This window comes from Vogesella sp. EB, assembly GCF_001037925.1.
Taxonomy (GTDB): domain Bacteria; phylum Pseudomonadota; class Gammaproteobacteria; order Burkholderiales; family Chromobacteriaceae; genus Vogesella; species Vogesella indigofera.
Map to the genome: position 1 here is coordinate 65,765 of NZ_LFDT01000015.1, position 14,984 is coordinate 80,748.

Consider the following 14,984-nt stretch of genomic DNA (forward strand, 5'->3'; position numbering starts at 1 on the left):
TGTTTTGGAGCATGTTCACGATCTGCAGCGCGTCGGCGATACGGCGTTAAAAACGGCTTCGGAATGCTCATTGACCCCATGTCAACTCCGCTTCCTCAGCCGTTTTCGCCTTGTCTCGCGCTAGCTCGCGAGATCGTGAGCACGCTCTTACAGCGCGTTCCGGCTGATGAACTCGGGGCGAAACAGGTAGCCCTGCACGAAGTCGACGCCCAGTGCCTGTGCCTGGCGCAGGTCGGCCTCGCTTTCGATGCCTTCCAGTACCGTCTGCTTGCCCTCGGCGCGGGCAAACGCCAGCAGCATCTGCAGCATGCGCAATTGCCGTGGTTGCTGCAGCTGGCGCAGCCACTGGCGGTCGAACTTGTAGATGTCCACCGTACACAGGATCGGAATCGACACCATCGTCGCCGGCCCGCCGATGTCGTCCAGCGCGGTGCGGATGCCGCGCTGCGCCAGCAGTTCCGCCAGCAGCATGCTGTGATCCGCTTCCTGCACATTGGTGTTTTCGATCAGCTCGATCACGGTGCGCTGCGGCTGGCACAGCAGGTCGAGCAGCGGGTGTTCCGGTGCCGCCAGCGACAGGCCGGCGACGGCGTGCGGATCGAGGTTGAGGAACAGCAGGCCGTCGCGTGGCGCGTGTTCGATCTGCCAGCGCTTGCTCATCAGTTCGACCTGCACCAGCGTGACCGGCGAATCGTGCAGCGTGTCGAACACCGCCTGCGGTGGCAGCGGCTGGCGCGTTGCATTATAAAACCTTGCCAGCGCCTCGTAGCCCACCGTCTGCAGGCTGTTGGTCGCCTTGATCGGCTGGTATTCGGCGCCGATGCGTTGCCGTTCGATGACCTCCAGTAGCAGCTCGGTCGGGATGGGGTTGCGCGCCTGATTCATTTGATAATCATTTGTATTTATACTTTCCGAACTGTACCGCGTGCCACCGCGTTTGCAAAGCTGGCCGGAAGAGGTATTTTCAATCGCGCCTGCCGATGTTTGTGTAGGCTTGATTAGAAATGTTTGATAATCTTGCACGATTGGCGCACACATCAATAAGACACGATTATGAAAATAAATATGCCAGTGACAGCCAACGAGCTGTTTCTCGATCCCCTGCGCCCGATTGTTACCAAGACCGATCTCAAGGGCGCCATCACCTACGCCAACCGCGCGTTCATCGACATCAGCGGTTTTAGCGAAGCCGAACTGCTGGGCAAGAACCACAATATCGTGCGTCATCCGGACATGCCGGCGGAGGCTTTTGCCGACCTGTGGGACACGGTCAAGCAGGGCAAACCGTGGGGCGGACTGGTGAAAAACCGCGCCAAGAACGGTGACTTTTACTGGGTGGAGGCGCATGTCACGCCGATCACCGAAATGGGCAAGATCGTCGGCTATGTCTCGGTACGTAGCACGCCCAACCGCGCCGAAGTCAGCGCCGCCGAAGCGCTGTACCAGAAGGTGCGCGACAAGCAGGCCACTCTGCCATCCACGCTGAAGCAGCTGTCCAAGCGCCGCGATAGCGGCAAGATCGGCTTCGTGCTGACCGGCCTGTTCAGTTCCGGCCTGGTCGCCGCCGGCTGTGTGCCGGGCTGGAGCGACGGCACGCGGCTGCTGGTCAGCCTGCTATCGCTGGGCGCGCTGGCGGCCGCCTCGGTGTGGTGGCGCTACTCCGAGTGGCGCGTGATGCAGCGTCTGCACCAGGGCTTCCTCAATCTGGCGGAAGGCCAGCTGGAATCGCCGCTGCAGACCCGCCTCGGCGGCCAGCTCGGCGCGATGATGGACAGCCTGGAAGGGCTGCGCCTGCACATGCGCGCGATGGTGGCGGATTCGCTCAGCGCCGGCGGTCGTACCTACGAGCAGTCGCACGCCCTCAGTCAGGAAATGGGCGGACTGGTGGCGCGTGCCGAAGAACAGGGCAAGGGCCTGCAGCAGATCAGCATCAGCATGGAGCAGATCAGCAGCTCGATCGGCCATGTCGCCTCAATGGCGCAAGACAGCGTGCAGGGCGCTCAGGAAACGCGCAATGCCGCGACCGAGGGCCAGCAAGTGATGCAGCGTGCGGCCGAGGCCGCCACCCAGGCGGTGGTGGTGGTCAACCGCTCCAAGGAAGAACTGGCGGCGCTGGACAAGTCGATGACCGAAATCGGCGCCATGACCAACCTGATCCACGGCATTGCCGAACAGACCAATCTGCTGGCGCTGAACGCGGCGATCGAGGCTGCGCGTGCCGGCGAAACCGGGCGTGGCTTTGCCGTGGTGGCCGACGAGGTGCGCAAGCTGGCCGAGCGTACCGCGACGGCGACCGACGCCATCGGCGATGTGGTGCAGCAGATCGTGCAGATTACCGACAAGGTAACGCTGAACATGGACCGTTCGGTGGAAGAGGTCGATCACGTCAGCGCGGAGATCCGCGCCTCGGCGTCGCAGCTGGATGTGCTGCTGGACATCGCCGACCGTGCCCACGACTTTGCCGGCAAGCTGTCGAGCCAGGTCGCCAGCGACTCCTCCACCGTGCATCAGGTGGCGGCGTCGGTGGAACAGCTGGCGGTGCTGGGCGAGCAGAACATCGACACCGCCAACAACGTGCTGCACAGCGCGCAGGCGCTGGAGGTGGCGGCCGGCGATCTGGAGCGGCTGACATTGCACTATCGCAAGTGGCAGAAGCCCGGCTAAGCCTTTAGCTGTCTCTGCGCTGCACCCAAATCGCCGTTTCCAGCTGGACGGCGATTTCTTCATGCTGGTTGCGCGTCGTCCACTGCAGGGTGACGATGCCGAATTGCGGCTGCTTGGCGGAGGCACGCTGCGCCAGCACCTCGATCTCGGTTTGCAGCGTGTCGCCGGCGCGGGTTGGCCGCGGCCAGCGCATATTGTCCACCTTCATGCCGACCAGGCCGCCCGCGACCCGGCTCAGTTCGCTGGCCACCACCAGGCGCATGGTCAGGCTGGCGACGTGCCAGCCGCTGGCGGCGAGGCCGTTGAACACGCTGTCTTCGGCCGCGACCTCGTCCAGATGGAAAAACTGCGGATCAAAGCTGCCGGCGAAGTCGCGGATTTCGGCCAGCGTCAGGGTGTGGCTGGCAGTGTGGAAGCGGCGGCCGGGGGTGAGGTCTTCAAAATGCAGCATGGTGTCAGATCCGTAGTGCGTTGATCAGGTCGTTTTCCAGCGCCAGCAGCAGCTTGTCGTCGTGGCTGGACGGCAGCGACAGCAGGAAGGAGTCTTCCACCCGGCCGCCCAGCGTCATGATCTTGGCAGCGTCGACGTTGACGTGATAATCGGACAGCACCTTGGCGATCTTGGCCAGCAGGCCGGGGCGGTCGCCGCTGACGATGGACAGCACGTAGTGGCGCTGCTTGTCGTCGGCGCGGATCAGCACCTGCGGCTGGATCGGGAAGTGCTTCAGGTGGCGGCTGAGGCGGCCGGGCGGCGGCATGCGGATCGGCTCCTGCCGTTGCAGGTTGGCCGCCAGCTCGAACTCGATGAAGTTGATCAGGTCGCGATAGTCGCCGTCGTGGTGTTCCGGCAGGAACACGTGGAAGGTGTCCAGCGCGTAGCCGTGGCGGGTGGTGTGAATCTTGGCGTCGGCGATGCTGTAGTTGGCACCGCCGAGGAAGGCGCAGATGCGCACGAACAGGTCGGGCTGGTCGGCGGCGTAGACGATCAGCTCGATGCCTTCCTTGTCCTCCGACAGTCGTGCGCGCACGATCGGGGTTTGGGTGTCCACGCTGCGGTTGAGTACCCGTGCGTGCCAGGCGATCTCGCGCGCCTCGTGGCGCAGGAAGTAGATGCTGTCGACATGCTGCCACAGCGCCTGTTCGACACCGTCCGGCACCGCGTTCAGGCGCAGGATGGCCTGCGCCGCCTTCTTGCGCTCGGCCAGCTCCAGGTCGAGGTCGACTTCGCCGCCTTGCTGCAGCTTGCGCCGCGTGGCCTGGAACAGGTCTTCCAGCAGTTTGGCCTTCCACGCGTTCCACACCTTGGGGCTGGTGCCGCGGATGTCGGCGACGGTAAGGATGTACAGCGCCACCAGATGGCGCAGGTCGCCAACGTTGGCCGCAAATTCCTGCACCACCTGCGGGTCGTAGATGTCCTGCTTCTGCGCCACGCTGGACATGGTCAGGTGCTGCGCCACCAGCCATTCCGCCAGATCGGTGTCGGCGGCGGACATGCCATGCGCCTCGCAGAACTGGCGAATGTCGGCCATGCCCAGCTGCGAGTGGTCACCGCCGCGGCCCTTGGCGATGTCGTGAAACAGGCCGGCGATGTACAGCACTTCCGGGCGCTCGAATTCGTCGATCAGGCGGCTGAGCAGCGGGTATTCGTGGTTGAAGGCTGGCACCGCGAAGCGGCGCAGGTTGCGCACCACCATCAGGATGTGTTCGTCGACGGTGTAGACGTGGAACAGGTCGTGCTGCATCTGGCCGATGATCTTGCCGAACGCCGGCAGGTACTTGCCCAGCACGCCGTACAGGTTCATGCGGCGCAGGGTGCGGGTCAGACCGACCGGCTCCTTGAAGAACTGCATGAACAGCGCGCGGTTGTGCGGATCGCGGCGGAAGCGCTCGTTGATCTGGCGTCGCGCGTGCCACAGTGCGCGCAGGGTGCGCGGCGCCATGCCGCGCAGGCCGTGGCGCTGGATGTGCAGGAAGGCGCTGAGGATGGTCGACGGCTGCTTCTCGAAGATGTCCGGATCGCGGATGCCGAGCATGCAGTTGACGCTGTAGAAGTGCTCGTCGAGGTCCTGGGTCAGTCGCGGTACGGTGCAGACGTAGCGTGCGCGCAGGTTGGGCAGCAGGATGCCGTTGAGCTGGCTGACGTTTTTCGACGCCTTGTAGAAGGTCTGCATCAGCTGTTCGCTGGCGCGGCGGGCATCGTCGTCGCTGAGACCGGACATGGTGGCGACGGTGTTCTGCAGGTCGAAGATCAGCCGGTCTTCGCGGCGCTTGGCGGCCAGGTGCAGGTCGATGCGGATGCGTTCCAGCTGGCGCTCGCTGTACTTGAGCAGTCGCGCCTCGGAGGCGGTGAGGATGTCGTTGCTGATCAGGCTGTCCCAGGTCTGGCCGACGCCGATGGCCTTGCTGATCCACAGGATGGTGTGCAGGTCGCGCAGGCCGCCAGGGCTTTCCTTGATGTTCGGCTCCAGGTTGCTGCCGAGACCGTAGTGCTTGCTGTGGCGCTGCTGCTGTTCCAGCAGCTTGCCTTCCAGGAACGGCAGCGGGTCACGGTTGCGCTCGACCGCGCTGTTGAGCTGGTGGAACAGGGTGATGTTGCCGGCCAGCATGCGGTTTTCCAGCAGCGTGGTGGCGACGGTGATGTCCTTGGCCGCTTCCTGCAGGCATTCGCTGATGGTGCGCACACTGTGGCCGACATCGAGGCCGATGTCCCACATCGCGCCGATGAAGTCTTCCACGAAGCTGCTGAGGCTGTCGCAGGTGGCCGAGGGCAGCAGCAGCAGCAGGTCGATGTCGGAGTGCGGAAACAGCTGGCCGCGGCCGTAGCCGCCCACCGCCACCAGCGCCGCGCGCTGCCCCAGTCCCAGCACATCCCAGGCGGAGCGGATCACGCCGTCGACCAGCGCGCTGTGCGCCTGCAGGTAGGCACGGCCGTTGCGGTCGGCGGTATAGCGTGCGGCCAACGTGGCGCGGCCGTCCTGCAGAGTCTTGCGCCAGCGCTGGCAGAGCTGCTGTTGTGCGGTTGCCGTCATCGTTTTTCCAGTCGGAGTATGGCCCAGCCCCCTGCGATCAAGAACAGCGTGGTGGGGATGGTGGCCGAAAGCAGCGGGTTCCAGTCGTACAGCAGGCCGAGGTGGCCGAACAGCCGGTTACAGAAGTGGAAGGCGATGCCGATGCTGATGCCGGTGAACAGCTTGACGCCGAGATCGTTCTGGCGGCGCTGTGCCGGGGTGAACGCCAGCGCCACCAGCGCCATTGAAATACAGGCCAACGGGTAGAACAGCTTGCTCCACAGCGCGATCTCGTAACGCTGGGTCTTCTGGTGGTTGTTCTGCAGGTGCTCTATATAGGTCAGCAGGTCCAGCGCCGACATCTGTTCCGGCACCACCAGCAGCACCGACAGGATGTCCGGCTGCAGCACCGACTGCCACTGGCGGCCGGGCTGGCGCGAGGTGCTGACATGGTCGGCGTGCAGCGTGGACGAGCGCACGCCTTCCAGTTGCCAGTTGCCTTTGCCCTGGTAGGTGGCGCGCTCGGCGAACTCGCTGCGGATCAGCCGGTACTCGTCATCGTAGCTGTAGATGCGGATGCCGAGCAGGGTGTTGTCCGGCAGCATCTCGCGCACGTTGATCATGTTGTTGTCGTCCTTCACCCACAGCCCGGAGCGGAACTCCTGTGCGATCAGCGAGCGCGTCGACTGCAGCTTCAGCCGCTCCGCCATCTGTTCCGACTGCGGCGAGATGAACTCGCCCAGCGCCAGCGCCGACAGCGCCATGATCAGGCCGAAGATCAGCTTGAAGCGGGCGATCTGTCCCAGCGAGACGCCGAAGGTGCGGATGGCGGTGTACTCGGCACTGCCGGACAGCTGCGACATCGCCACCAGCGCACCGATCAGCACCGCCAGCGGCATCAGCTCGTAGGCGTGGCCGGGGATCTGCAGCGCGACATAGGCCAGCATGGTGCTGGTCTGGTAGTTGCCTTTGCCCAGATCCGGCACTTCACGAATAATGTCGAAAAAACCGTACAGGCCCAGCAGGCAGGCGAGGGTGAACAGGGTTGCGCCGAAAAAGCGCGCCATCATGTAGTTGCGTACGGTCTTCATTTACGGGGTCTTTCGCAGCCAGCCGCGCAGCACCGGTAGCAGCGAGCCGGCAGGACGGTTGCGGTAGTGAAGCAGGGCCAGTGCCAGCAGCAGGATCAGCAGGTGCGCCGGCAGAATGGCCAGCGCGCTCGGCAGCTTGTCGCTGGCAATCCAGTTGCGCAGCAGCCAGAGCAGGTTCTGGTAGGCAAGATAGGCGCCCAGCGCGAACACCAGATTGTAGGCGTGGCCGGAGCGGGGGTTGTAGTAGCTCAGCGGCAGGGCCAGCAGGGCCAGCAGCAGCGTGCACAGCGGCAGCGATAGGCGCCAGGCCAGCTCGGCGCGGTCCTTCGGATCGTCGCTGCCGAACAGCTGCAAGGTTGGCCGCGAGCTGCTGTCCACTTCCGGCACCGCGGTGCGGACATTGTCACTGATCTTGATGCGGTAGCTGTCGAACTCCACCACCTCGAAGGCGCCGCTGCCGGGCTCGCCGACATAGCGGCGGCCGTTGAGCAGGGTCAGCGTACGGTTGCCGAATTCATCCCGGCCCAGCTGGCCCTCCTTGGCGAATACCGACGACACCTCGCCATCGGCGATGTTCTGCACGAACACGTTACGGGTGGCGCCGGTGGCAACGGAGTAGCTCTCGATGAAGTAGACGCGGTCATTGCTACGTGACTCCTTGAATACGCCCGGTGCCAGCGCGGTCATCTCCTCGCGCTGCTTCAGGATCTCGGCGTACTCGCGGCTGCGCTGCTGTGCCCACGGCTCGACCACCAGCGTGCCGATGGCCACCAGCAGGCTCAGCGGCAGCGCGTAGCGCATCACCGGGCCGACCCAGTCGGACAGCGACTTGCCGCTGGCCAGCCACACCGCCATCTCGTGCTCGCGCCACATGCGGGTGAACACCACCATCACGCTGACGAACACGGTCAGGATCATCAGCACCGGAAAGAAGCCGAGCGTCCAGAAACCGATCAGCGCCGCCACCGCCTCGTTGGCGATGCGCCCTTGTGCCGCGCGGCCGAGCAGATTGATGGATTGGGTGGTCAGCAAAATCGCCAACAAAATGAAAAAAACGCCGATACTGGTATAAGTCAGTTCGCGCGTGAGGCTTTTCTTAAAAAGCATAAAAGCGGGCCTGTTTTTGACAATGCGTCAAAAGGGTAGTGATAATTAGAAATATTAGCCGAAGAGGCTTTCGGTCAAAAATCAAGGTGGGCCAGTTGATTCAAGCCAAGCCAAAAGCTTGACGGGATGCGCCTTGATGATCCCAACACACATTGGAGAGCTATCAATGGAGTTTAACATTAAAAGCGGAAGCCCGGAAAAACAGCGCGTCGCCTGCGTTGTGGTCGGTGTCTACGAAACCCGCAAGCTGTCCTTTGCCGCTGATCTGCTCGACCGCATTTCCAACGGCTTCCTGACCGATGTCCTCAAGCGTGGCGACATGGACGGCAAGCTTGGCTCCACCCTGCTGCTGCACTCGGTGGCGCACACGCTGTGTGACCGCGTGATGCTGGTCGGCCTCGGCAAGGAGCGCGACTTCCGCGCCAAGGAATACCGCGAGGCGATCCGCGCCTCGGTCAAGGCGCTGGCCTCGACCCAAGCCAACGAGATCGTCAGCTATCTGTCGGAATTGCACGTCAAGAAGCACGATGTGGAGTGGATGGTGGAGCAAGCCACCGTCGCCACCGTCGATGCCTTCTACCGTTTCGACCAGTTCAAATCCCGCCAGGACGAAGCGCGCGAACCGCGCAAGTTCACCTTCGCCGTGCCACGCCGCAGCGATCTCGCCGACGGCGAGCGCGGCCTGCAGCGCGGCCAGGCCATTGCCGCCGGCATGAAGCTGACCAAGGATCTGGCCAATACCCCGGGCAACCACTGCACGCCTAGCTATCTGGCGCAAACGGCGCAAACGTTGGCCGCAGATTTTGGCTGCGAGGTCGAGGTGCTCGGCCCGGACGAAATCGCCGCCCTGAAAATGGATTCCTTCCTCGCCGTGGCGCGTGGCAGCGACGAGCCGGCGCGCTTCATCGTGCTGAAGCACTTCGGCGCCCGCGACCGTGCCGAGCGGCCGGTGGTGCTGATTGGCAAGGGCATCACCTTTGATTCTGGCGGCATTTCGCTGAAGCCGGGCGAAGGCATGGACGAAATGAAGTACGACATGGGCGGTGCCGCCTCGGTGCTGGGCACCTTCCGCGCCGCCGTGGAGATGAAGCTGCCGCTCAACATCGTGGCGCTGATTCCGACCTGCGAAAACATGCCGTCCGGCCGTGCGCTGAAGCCGGGTGATATCGTGCGTTCGATGTCCGGGCAGACCATCGAAGTGCTCAACACCGACGCCGAAGGCCGCCTGATCCTGTGCGACGCACTGACCTATGCCGAGCGCCTGAATCCGGCGACGGTGGTGGATGTGGCGACGCTGACCGGCGCCTGCGTGGTGGCGTTGGGCAATATCGCCACCGGCCTGTTCAGTAATCAGGACGGTCTGGCCAAGGAACTGATCGCCGCCGGCGAGGAGGTCGGCGATCGCGCCTGGCACATGCCGCTTTGGGACGACTATCAGGAACTGCTGAAGAGCCCGTTTGCCGACATGGCCAATATCGGCGGTCGCGCCGGTGGCAGCATCACCGCCGCCTGCTTCCTGTCTCGCTTCGCCAAGGCCTACGACTGGGCGCACCTGGACATTGCCGGCACCGCGTGGCGCGGCGGCAAGGACAAGGGTGCCACCGGTCGTCCGGTGCCGCTGTTGGTACAGTTCCTGCAGGATCGTGCGGATATCGCCTTGGGCAATGTCGTGCGCCGTGGTCGTCCACGTCGCGAATTGTCCGAAGTGGTTGAAGATGACGCGGATTGATTTTTACACCGACGTCGCCGCCCTGTACCCGTTTGCGTGCCGGGCGGCGCGCACCGTTTACCGCAAGGGTGAGCGGATGCTGATCGTGCTGCCGGATGAGGCGGCGTTGCGCGGCTTCAGTGCGCAACTGTGGGCCTACGGCGACACCGAGTTCATCCCGCATTGCGCGGCGAGCGATGTGCTGGCGGCGGAAACACCGGTGCTACTGGCGACGGATTTTGCCGCCGACGCCGAGGGGCTGGTGCTGCTCAACCTGTCGCCGGCTTTTCCCGACTCGCCGCAACGCTTTCCGCGCATTCTGGAGGTGGTTGGCACTGACGATGCGTCCAAGGCCGTCGCCAGACAGCGCTACCGCCGTTATCTGGATAGCGGTTTCGAAATTCATCACCACAATATGAGTGATGCCCGCCATGACTGAGCCACAAGCCCCGGTGCCGGACTGGGATTCCCTGCCGGTGCTGACCGAAATCGTCGAAACCCCGGTGGCGCCGGCAGCGGAGTTGCCGCCGCAGGCTGAGGTGCCGGTGCTGGTCGATTTTGACATTCCCGATTTTGATTTCAGCGCCGAAATGGCGCAGCTGGCCGACGCGCTGCCGGACAACGAGCTGAGCTTTCCGCCCGACCTGACGCTGGACGAAGTACTGTCCGCCGGCGAGCAGTCGCCGGATGCGGCTATCGGCGGGGACGGCGCGCTGGATGCCGAGGCGCTGATCGGACGCCTGCCGTCGCTGGATCTGGATGTGCCGCTGCCGGACGACATGGATCTGGGTGAGGTGCTGCCCGGCTTTGCCATGCCGCAAACCGATGTCGCGCCGGCTGCGGCAGAGGAAGCTGCGCCAGCGGCATTGTGGTCGACGGACATGACCGATGCTGCGCTTGCTGAGGCTGCACCGTCGCTGGCGGAGATGCCGCTGGTGACGGATGTGGCAGAAACGTTGGCCGCAGAATCCTTATCTGGTGATGAGGTATCGCTGCCGGCAGTGGGGACACCCGGTGACGAAGAGATGGTTGCTGCCGGCGTGGCGGAGCCGAGCCTGGCGGATGTAGACAATGCCCCGCTGCTGGACACCGTGGACACCGAGCTGACTGCCGCCACCGCGGCAGCGGGTCTGGCGGCGTGGCTGGATCAGGCGGCCCAGCTGGCGCCGGCCGATGCCGCGTTGCAAGTGGATGCACAGGCTGAGATGGTGGCTGAGACGTCAACTGCGCCATGGGAAACGCCGCCGCCGGATGCAGAGCTGGTCGCTGCTGAAGTGGATATGCATGCTGAGGCGGCAGAATCGGCGTCGGGGCTAACGATGGTGCCCAAATCTGAACCCGAAGCGCCGCCGGCCGCCGAACTTGACGAGGTGCTGCCAGATCACGCGGCGGCGCCTGCCGAAGCGGACATTGCCGAGATCGCGGTACCGCTACTGGCTCCAGAAGTGGAGATGGTCGCCGTGGTGCCGGAAGTCACGGCCAGAGACGAAATGATGGCCAGCGCCGATGCGTCGCCGCTGGTCGAGATGGTGGCCGAGGCGGCTCTTCCATCTGGGGATGCTGTCACGGAGGAAGCGGCCATCACGATGGAGCCGCCGCTGCTGGCTGACGAGGTGCCACTTGCCGTCGATGTCGTGCTGTCTGCGACGGTGGCGGATGAAGAGCCAACCGACGGTGACGAATTCGCTTTTGATCTTGCCGCGGCAGAAGGTGCAGCACCGGCCGGCGTGGCGGCCGCCTACGTCACGGCACTGGATGCGGCGCCAGTTGCAGCCGAGGATGACGCGGCGGCGCGTGGCTACCAGCTGGGCGAGAGCATCTCGTTGGACAGTTTGCCGACCGGGGTGCTGGGTGGTGGTCTGGGCCTGGCGGCCAGTCTGGTGGCCGAGCTGGATGGTGGTGACGGCAGTGACATGATGCCGGATCGTGAAGTGGAGCTGGCCTGGGCGCGTGATCTGGGGGCGGAGCCGCCCTTCGACCTGACGCCGCAGGATGCGATCCTGCCGGTACACCAGGTGCTGACCGCACCGTCGCCGGCGGCAGAGGTACCTGCGGCGACAGGGTTGGCCGCAGCGGCGATGCAGCTGTCGGGGGTGAGGGAGGTGAACCAGCCGCTGGCTGTGGCGCCGGAAGCGGCAGCCAGCGAGACGCTGTCGTCACTGACCTCGGAGGCGCTGATAGACGCGCTGTACGCGCGCGTGCTGCCGCGCATGAAGGTGGAGCTGACGCTGTGGATGCAGGACGCGCTGGAAATGCAGGCCAAGCAGCTGATGTCCGGCGTCATGCAGCACCTGAAGGAAGATTTTGACATGATGCTGGCCGAAGCGTTGCGCGAGTCGCTGCGCGAGGCCTTACGCGAGGCGCAAGCCGGACAGGGAGAACGATAATGGGACACCGTTTGTCGCGGATTGTGACCCGCACCGGGGACGATGGCACCACCGGGCTGGGTGATGGCAGCCGTTTGTCCAAGAGCGCGCCGCGGGTGATGGCGCTGGGCGAGGTCGACGAGCTGAACTGCATCGTCGGCCTGCTGCGCTGCGAAGCCTTGCCGGCGGAGGTGGATGCCTTTCTCGCGGAGGTGCAGCACGATCTGTTCGATCTCGGCTCGGAGCTGGCGGTGCCGGGCTACGAGGCGCTGCACGAGTCGCAGCTGGCGATGCTTGAGCAGCAGGCCGAGCAATGGAATGCGCAACTGCCGATGCTGAAGGAGTTCATCCTGCCGGGTGGCTGCCGTGCCGCGGCGGTGGCGCATCAGGGGCGGGCGGTATGCCGTCGCGCCGAGCGGGCGCTGGTGCTACTGGCCGACACGCTGCGCGGCTTGCCGCGACAGTATCTCAACCGCCTGTCGGACGTGCTGTTCATCCTGGCGCGCTACCTGAACCAGCAGGCGCAGGTGGCCGATGTGTTGTGGCAGCCGCGCCGCAAGGACTGACACCGGCTGTTGCCAGCGGGCGGCCGTGACGGCCGCCTTTTTTATTTGATTGATGGAGTAGGTATGAAAGTACAGGCGCAACATCTGCGTGCATTGACGACCTTGTTTTCCGGTGCCTCGCCGTTGCGCAAGGTTGCGGCCGGCGTGCTGTTGCTGGGTGCGCTGGCCGGCGCGATCTGGCCGAGTACCGCTTCGCGCGCTGACGCCGGGCAGATCGAGGGCGTGGTGGTGGGGGTGGCCGATGGTGACACCATCACGGTGCTGGACGACAGCCGGCAGCAGCACAAGGTGCGTTTTGCCTTTATCGACGCGCCGGAGAAGGCGCAACCGTTCGGGACCAAGGCCAAGCAGGTGCTGTCCGACAAGCTGTACCGCCAGCAGGTGCGGGTCGAGGTGCTGGAGCAGGACCGTTATGGCCGCAACGTTGGCCGCATCTGGCTGGGTGATGAGGATGTCAACCTTGGCCAGTTGCGCGCCGGTTATGCCTGGCACTACCAGCAGTACGCGCGCAAGGGGCAGTCGGCGCAGGAGTTCCGTCTCTATGAACAAACGCAGCAAGCCGCGCAGCAGCAGCGGCAGGGCTTGTGGTACGACGCCGCGCCGGTGCCGCCGTGGGATTTCCGGCGTCAGCGCCGCGCTGGGCAGTGATCTAGCTGTTTGCCGGCTGCCACAGGTTGGCCGCCTCGTGCACGAGCTGAGGGGCGCTGAGGCTGTTATTGGCGTGTTCGCGCAGCAGGCTGTAGTCGCCGTGGCGGTGGTGGGCGCGTAGCGCCAGTTGCTCCAGGCAATCCCGCGCATGCGGATCGGCGGCGTAAGGCTGCAGTTGTTGCAGCAGGTCGAGGATGGCCTGGCTGAGCGGGATGCGCTTGCCGCTGCGCACATCGTGGATATCGGCAGACAGGCCGAAGCGGGCAGCCTGGAAGCGATTGAAACCGTAGACGCAGTACAGCGCGGCACGACCGGGTTGCGGCGGTCGCTCCGTCAGCAGGTAGCGCGCCAGCGTCTGCACCAGCGCCGCCAGTGCCACGCTGTGCGGGATGTCCAGCGGGGTATCGAAAATGCGGACCTCTACGGTGCCGTACTCCGGCTTGGGGCGGATGTCCCAGTACAGGTCTTTCAGGCTGCCGATGATGCCGGCGTGCTCCAGCTCCGCCGCGTGGCCCTGGAACTCCTGCCAGCTGCGCACGAATTGCGGTAGATGGCCGCTGCTGGGAAAGGCGCTGACCACATTGCTGCGTGCCGAGGCAAAGCCGCTGTCTTCACCCTGGATGTAGGGCGACGAGGCAGACAAGGCCAGCAAGTGCGGAATGTAGTAGCTCAGCGCATGGGTCAGCCAGATCGCGGTATCGCCATCTGGGCAGCCGACGTGCACGTGCTGGCCGAAAACGGTGAATTGCCGTGCCAGATAGCCGTAGTGTTCGGCGAAGTGCTGGTAGCGCGGAAAGTCGGAGATCTGGCGCTTGCGCCAGTCCTGGAATGGGTGGGTGCCGCCGCCGCAGGGGCGGACGCCAAGCGGGGCGGCCGCGGCGCACAATTGCGCACCCAGTTGCAGCATTTCGGCTTCCAGTGTGGCGCTGCCGTCATGGATGCCGCTATTGAGTTCCAGCATCGAACGGGTGACTTCCTGTTTGAAGTACCTGGCCGTTGTACTTTGGTGTAGCGTATGTAATATTTCGTCGGCGCGTGGCGCAAGGTCGAGCGTTTGTTTGTCGACCAGCTGGATTTCCAGCTCCATGCCCAGTGTGGCGGCAGTGCTGGGTTGGTATTCTGTGCTCGGCATGCGCTTCTCCTTTATCTATTTTATTTTGCACAAAAACAAATGTCCTGTTCCAGTGAGCCGCCAGTGGCCGACAAAGTTCCCGTGATGGCGTTGGATGTCCTGCAACGCTTTCGTGTCGTTTTCCGCTCCGCACAGCAGCACTCCGCCAATATCGAGGCGCAGCTGGGGGTGTCCGGGGCGCAGGCCTGGGTGCTGGCCGAATTGCACGAAGCGGGGCCGTTGCGTGCCGGGGAGTTGGCCGCACGGCTGGCGATCAAGCCGGCCACACTCAGCAATATGCTGGGCCGGCTGGTTGCCGCCGGGCTGGTGACGCGAGTGCGCAGCGAGCAGGATTTACGTGTGGTGCAGGTGGCGTTGAGCGAGCAGGGGGCGGAGCTGATCGGCAAGGTGGCGGTGGCGCCGCGCGGCTGGTTGCCGGAAGCACTGGCGCGGCTCAGTGGCGGCCAGTTGCGGCAACTGGCAGACGGGTTGGATGACCTGCTGGCGGTGATGGGGGTGTCGGACCGGCAGGCGGCGAACAAGCCGTTGCCGTTTACCGAGTAAGGCGGGCTGCCTCGTGCCGGATTTGGCGCGGGGTGGTGCCGGGTGAGCCAGTGCCGTTACCGGCAGACAAAACAAAAAACCCATTCATGCGTGCATGAATGGGTTTTGTCTGGTTGGCGGAGCGGACGGGACTCGAACCCGCGACCCCCGG

Annotated in this window: 13 protein-coding genes; 7 read left to right on the top strand and 6 right to left on the bottom strand. The window is 64.4% G+C overall.

Translation table 11 applies throughout. The features are described from left to right. Positions 1-147: 147 nt before the first annotated feature. Entirely contained in the window at positions 148-885 is a 738-nt protein-coding gene (locus ACG97_RS10415) for an EAL domain-containing protein (protein WP_047967285.1), read from the bottom strand. Positions 886-1,065: 180 nt separating this feature from the next. Here ACG97_RS10415 and ACG97_RS10420 point away from each other — a divergent pair, with 180 nt between their 5' ends. Beyond that, the gene (locus tag ACG97_RS10420; protein ID WP_238377312.1) at positions 1,066-2,664 is read left to right on the top strand and encodes a PAS domain-containing methyl-accepting chemotaxis protein; all 1,599 of its coding nucleotides are present in this window, start codon (positions 1,066-1,068) and stop codon (positions 2,662-2,664) included. A 4-nt stretch (positions 2,665-2,668) separates the two neighbouring features. Here the strand turns inward: ACG97_RS10420 and ACG97_RS10425 are convergent, their stop codons facing one another. Genes ACG97_RS10425 through lptF form a run of 4 tightly spaced genes read right to left on the bottom strand, consistent with a single transcriptional unit; the run spans position 2,669 to position 7,870 of the window. Further along, on the bottom strand, positions 2,669-3,115 hold the full coding sequence (locus ACG97_RS10425; RefSeq protein WP_047967287.1) for a MaoC family dehydratase: 447 nt from the start codon (positions 3,113-3,115) through the stop codon (positions 2,669-2,671). A gap of 4 nt (positions 3,116-3,119) precedes the next feature. Further along, complete coding sequence (locus ACG97_RS10430; RefSeq protein WP_047967288.1) at positions 3,120-5,693, bottom strand: [protein-PII] uridylyltransferase; 2,574 nt, start codon at positions 5,691-5,693, stop codon at positions 3,120-3,122. Next, positions 5,690-6,763 carry an LPS export ABC transporter permease LptG gene (gene lptG, locus ACG97_RS10435; protein WP_047967289.1) on the bottom strand — a complete coding sequence of 358 codons (1,074 nt, stop codon included), beginning with the start codon at positions 6,761-6,763 and terminating at the stop codon, positions 5,690-5,692. Before lptG ends, ACG97_RS10430 begins: the two co-directional genes overlap by 4 nt. Next, positions 6,764-7,870 carry an LPS export ABC transporter permease LptF gene (gene lptF, locus ACG97_RS10440; protein WP_047967290.1) on the bottom strand — a complete coding sequence of 369 codons (1,107 nt, stop codon included), beginning with the start codon at positions 7,868-7,870 and terminating at the stop codon, positions 6,764-6,766. 166 nt (positions 7,871-8,036) lie between these two features. On the opposite strand from lptF, the gene ACG97_RS10445 reads away from it, so the two are divergent. The 5 genes from ACG97_RS10445 (at position 8,037) to ACG97_RS10465 (ending at position 13,158) form a co-directional block, all read left to right on the top strand. After that, positions 8,037-9,599 (top strand): leucyl aminopeptidase, encoded by a 1,563-nt coding sequence (locus ACG97_RS10445; RefSeq protein WP_047967291.1) that lies wholly within the window; start codon positions 8,037-8,039, stop codon positions 9,597-9,599. Continuing rightward, positions 9,586-10,017, top strand: coding sequence for a DNA polymerase III subunit chi (locus ACG97_RS10450; RefSeq protein WP_047967292.1), 432 nt, complete (start codon positions 9,586-9,588; stop codon positions 10,015-10,017). The genes ACG97_RS10445 and ACG97_RS10450 overlap by 14 nt, the downstream gene beginning before the upstream one ends. Beyond that, on the top strand, positions 10,010-11,965 hold the full coding sequence (locus ACG97_RS10455; protein WP_156168012.1) for a hypothetical protein: 1,956 nt from the start codon (positions 10,010-10,012) through the stop codon (positions 11,963-11,965). Before ACG97_RS10450 ends, ACG97_RS10455 begins: the two co-directional genes overlap by 8 nt. After that, positions 11,965-12,510, top strand: coding sequence for a cob(I)yrinic acid a,c-diamide adenosyltransferase (locus ACG97_RS10460; RefSeq protein WP_047967294.1), 546 nt, complete (start codon positions 11,965-11,967; stop codon positions 12,508-12,510). The genes ACG97_RS10455 and ACG97_RS10460 overlap by 1 nt, the downstream gene beginning before the upstream one ends. Before the next feature lie 63 nt (positions 12,511-12,573). Next, on the top strand, positions 12,574-13,158 hold the full coding sequence (locus ACG97_RS10465) for a thermonuclease family protein (RefSeq protein WP_053068138.1): 585 nt from the start codon (positions 12,574-12,576) through the stop codon (positions 13,156-13,158). A 1-nt stretch (position 13,159) separates the two neighbouring features. On the opposite strand, the gene ACG97_RS10470 is transcribed toward ACG97_RS10465, so the two are convergent. Next, on the bottom strand, positions 13,160-14,290 hold the full coding sequence (locus ACG97_RS10470) for a YbdK family carboxylate-amine ligase (RefSeq protein WP_047967295.1): 1,131 nt from the start codon (positions 14,288-14,290) through the stop codon (positions 13,160-13,162). An 84-nt stretch (positions 14,291-14,374) separates the two neighbouring features. Here ACG97_RS10470 and ACG97_RS10475 point away from each other — a divergent pair, with 84 nt between their 5' ends. Then, positions 14,375-14,833: a MarR family winged helix-turn-helix transcriptional regulator gene (locus ACG97_RS10475; protein ID WP_202902748.1), complete on the top strand. Its 459-nt coding sequence runs from the start codon at positions 14,375-14,377 to the stop codon at positions 14,831-14,833. Positions 14,834-14,984: the final 151 nt, after the last annotated feature.

Bases quoted from the DNA above. Each gene is read 5' to 3' on its own strand.
- ACG97_RS10415 (WP_047967285.1), bottom strand. From the start codon at position 885: ATGAATCAGGCGCGCAACCCCATCCCGACCGAGCTGCTACTGGAGGTC.
- ACG97_RS10420 (WP_238377312.1), top strand. From the start codon at position 1,066: ATGCCAGTGACAGCCAACGAGCTGTTTCTCGATCCCCTGCGCCCGATT.
- ACG97_RS10425 (WP_047967287.1), bottom strand. From the start codon at position 3,115: ATGCTGCATTTTGAAGACCTCACCCCCGGCCGCCGCTTCCACACTGCC.
- ACG97_RS10430 (WP_047967288.1), bottom strand. From the start codon at position 5,693: ATGACGGCAACCGCACAACAGCAGCTCTGCCAGCGCTGGCGCAAGACT.
- lptG (WP_047967289.1), bottom strand. From the start codon at position 6,763: ATGAAGACCGTACGCAACTACATGATGGCGCGCTTTTTCGGCGCAACC.
- lptF (WP_047967290.1), bottom strand. From the start codon at position 7,870: ATGCTTTTTAAGAAAAGCCTCACGCGCGAACTGACTTATACCAGTATC.
- ACG97_RS10445 (WP_047967291.1), top strand. From the start codon at position 8,037: ATGGAGTTTAACATTAAAAGCGGAAGCCCGGAAAAACAGCGCGTCGCC.
- ACG97_RS10450 (WP_047967292.1), top strand. From the start codon at position 9,586: ATGACGCGGATTGATTTTTACACCGACGTCGCCGCCCTGTACCCGTTT.
- ACG97_RS10455 (WP_156168012.1), top strand. From the start codon at position 10,010: ATGACTGAGCCACAAGCCCCGGTGCCGGACTGGGATTCCCTGCCGGTG.
- ACG97_RS10460 (WP_047967294.1), top strand. From the start codon at position 11,965: ATGGGACACCGTTTGTCGCGGATTGTGACCCGCACCGGGGACGATGGC.
- ACG97_RS10465 (WP_053068138.1), top strand. From the start codon at position 12,574: ATGAAAGTACAGGCGCAACATCTGCGTGCATTGACGACCTTGTTTTCC.
- ACG97_RS10470 (WP_047967295.1), bottom strand. From the start codon at position 14,290: ATGCCGAGCACAGAATACCAACCCAGCACTGCCGCCACACTGGGCATG.
- ACG97_RS10475 (WP_202902748.1), top strand. From the start codon at position 14,375: ATGGCGTTGGATGTCCTGCAACGCTTTCGTGTCGTTTTCCGCTCCGCA.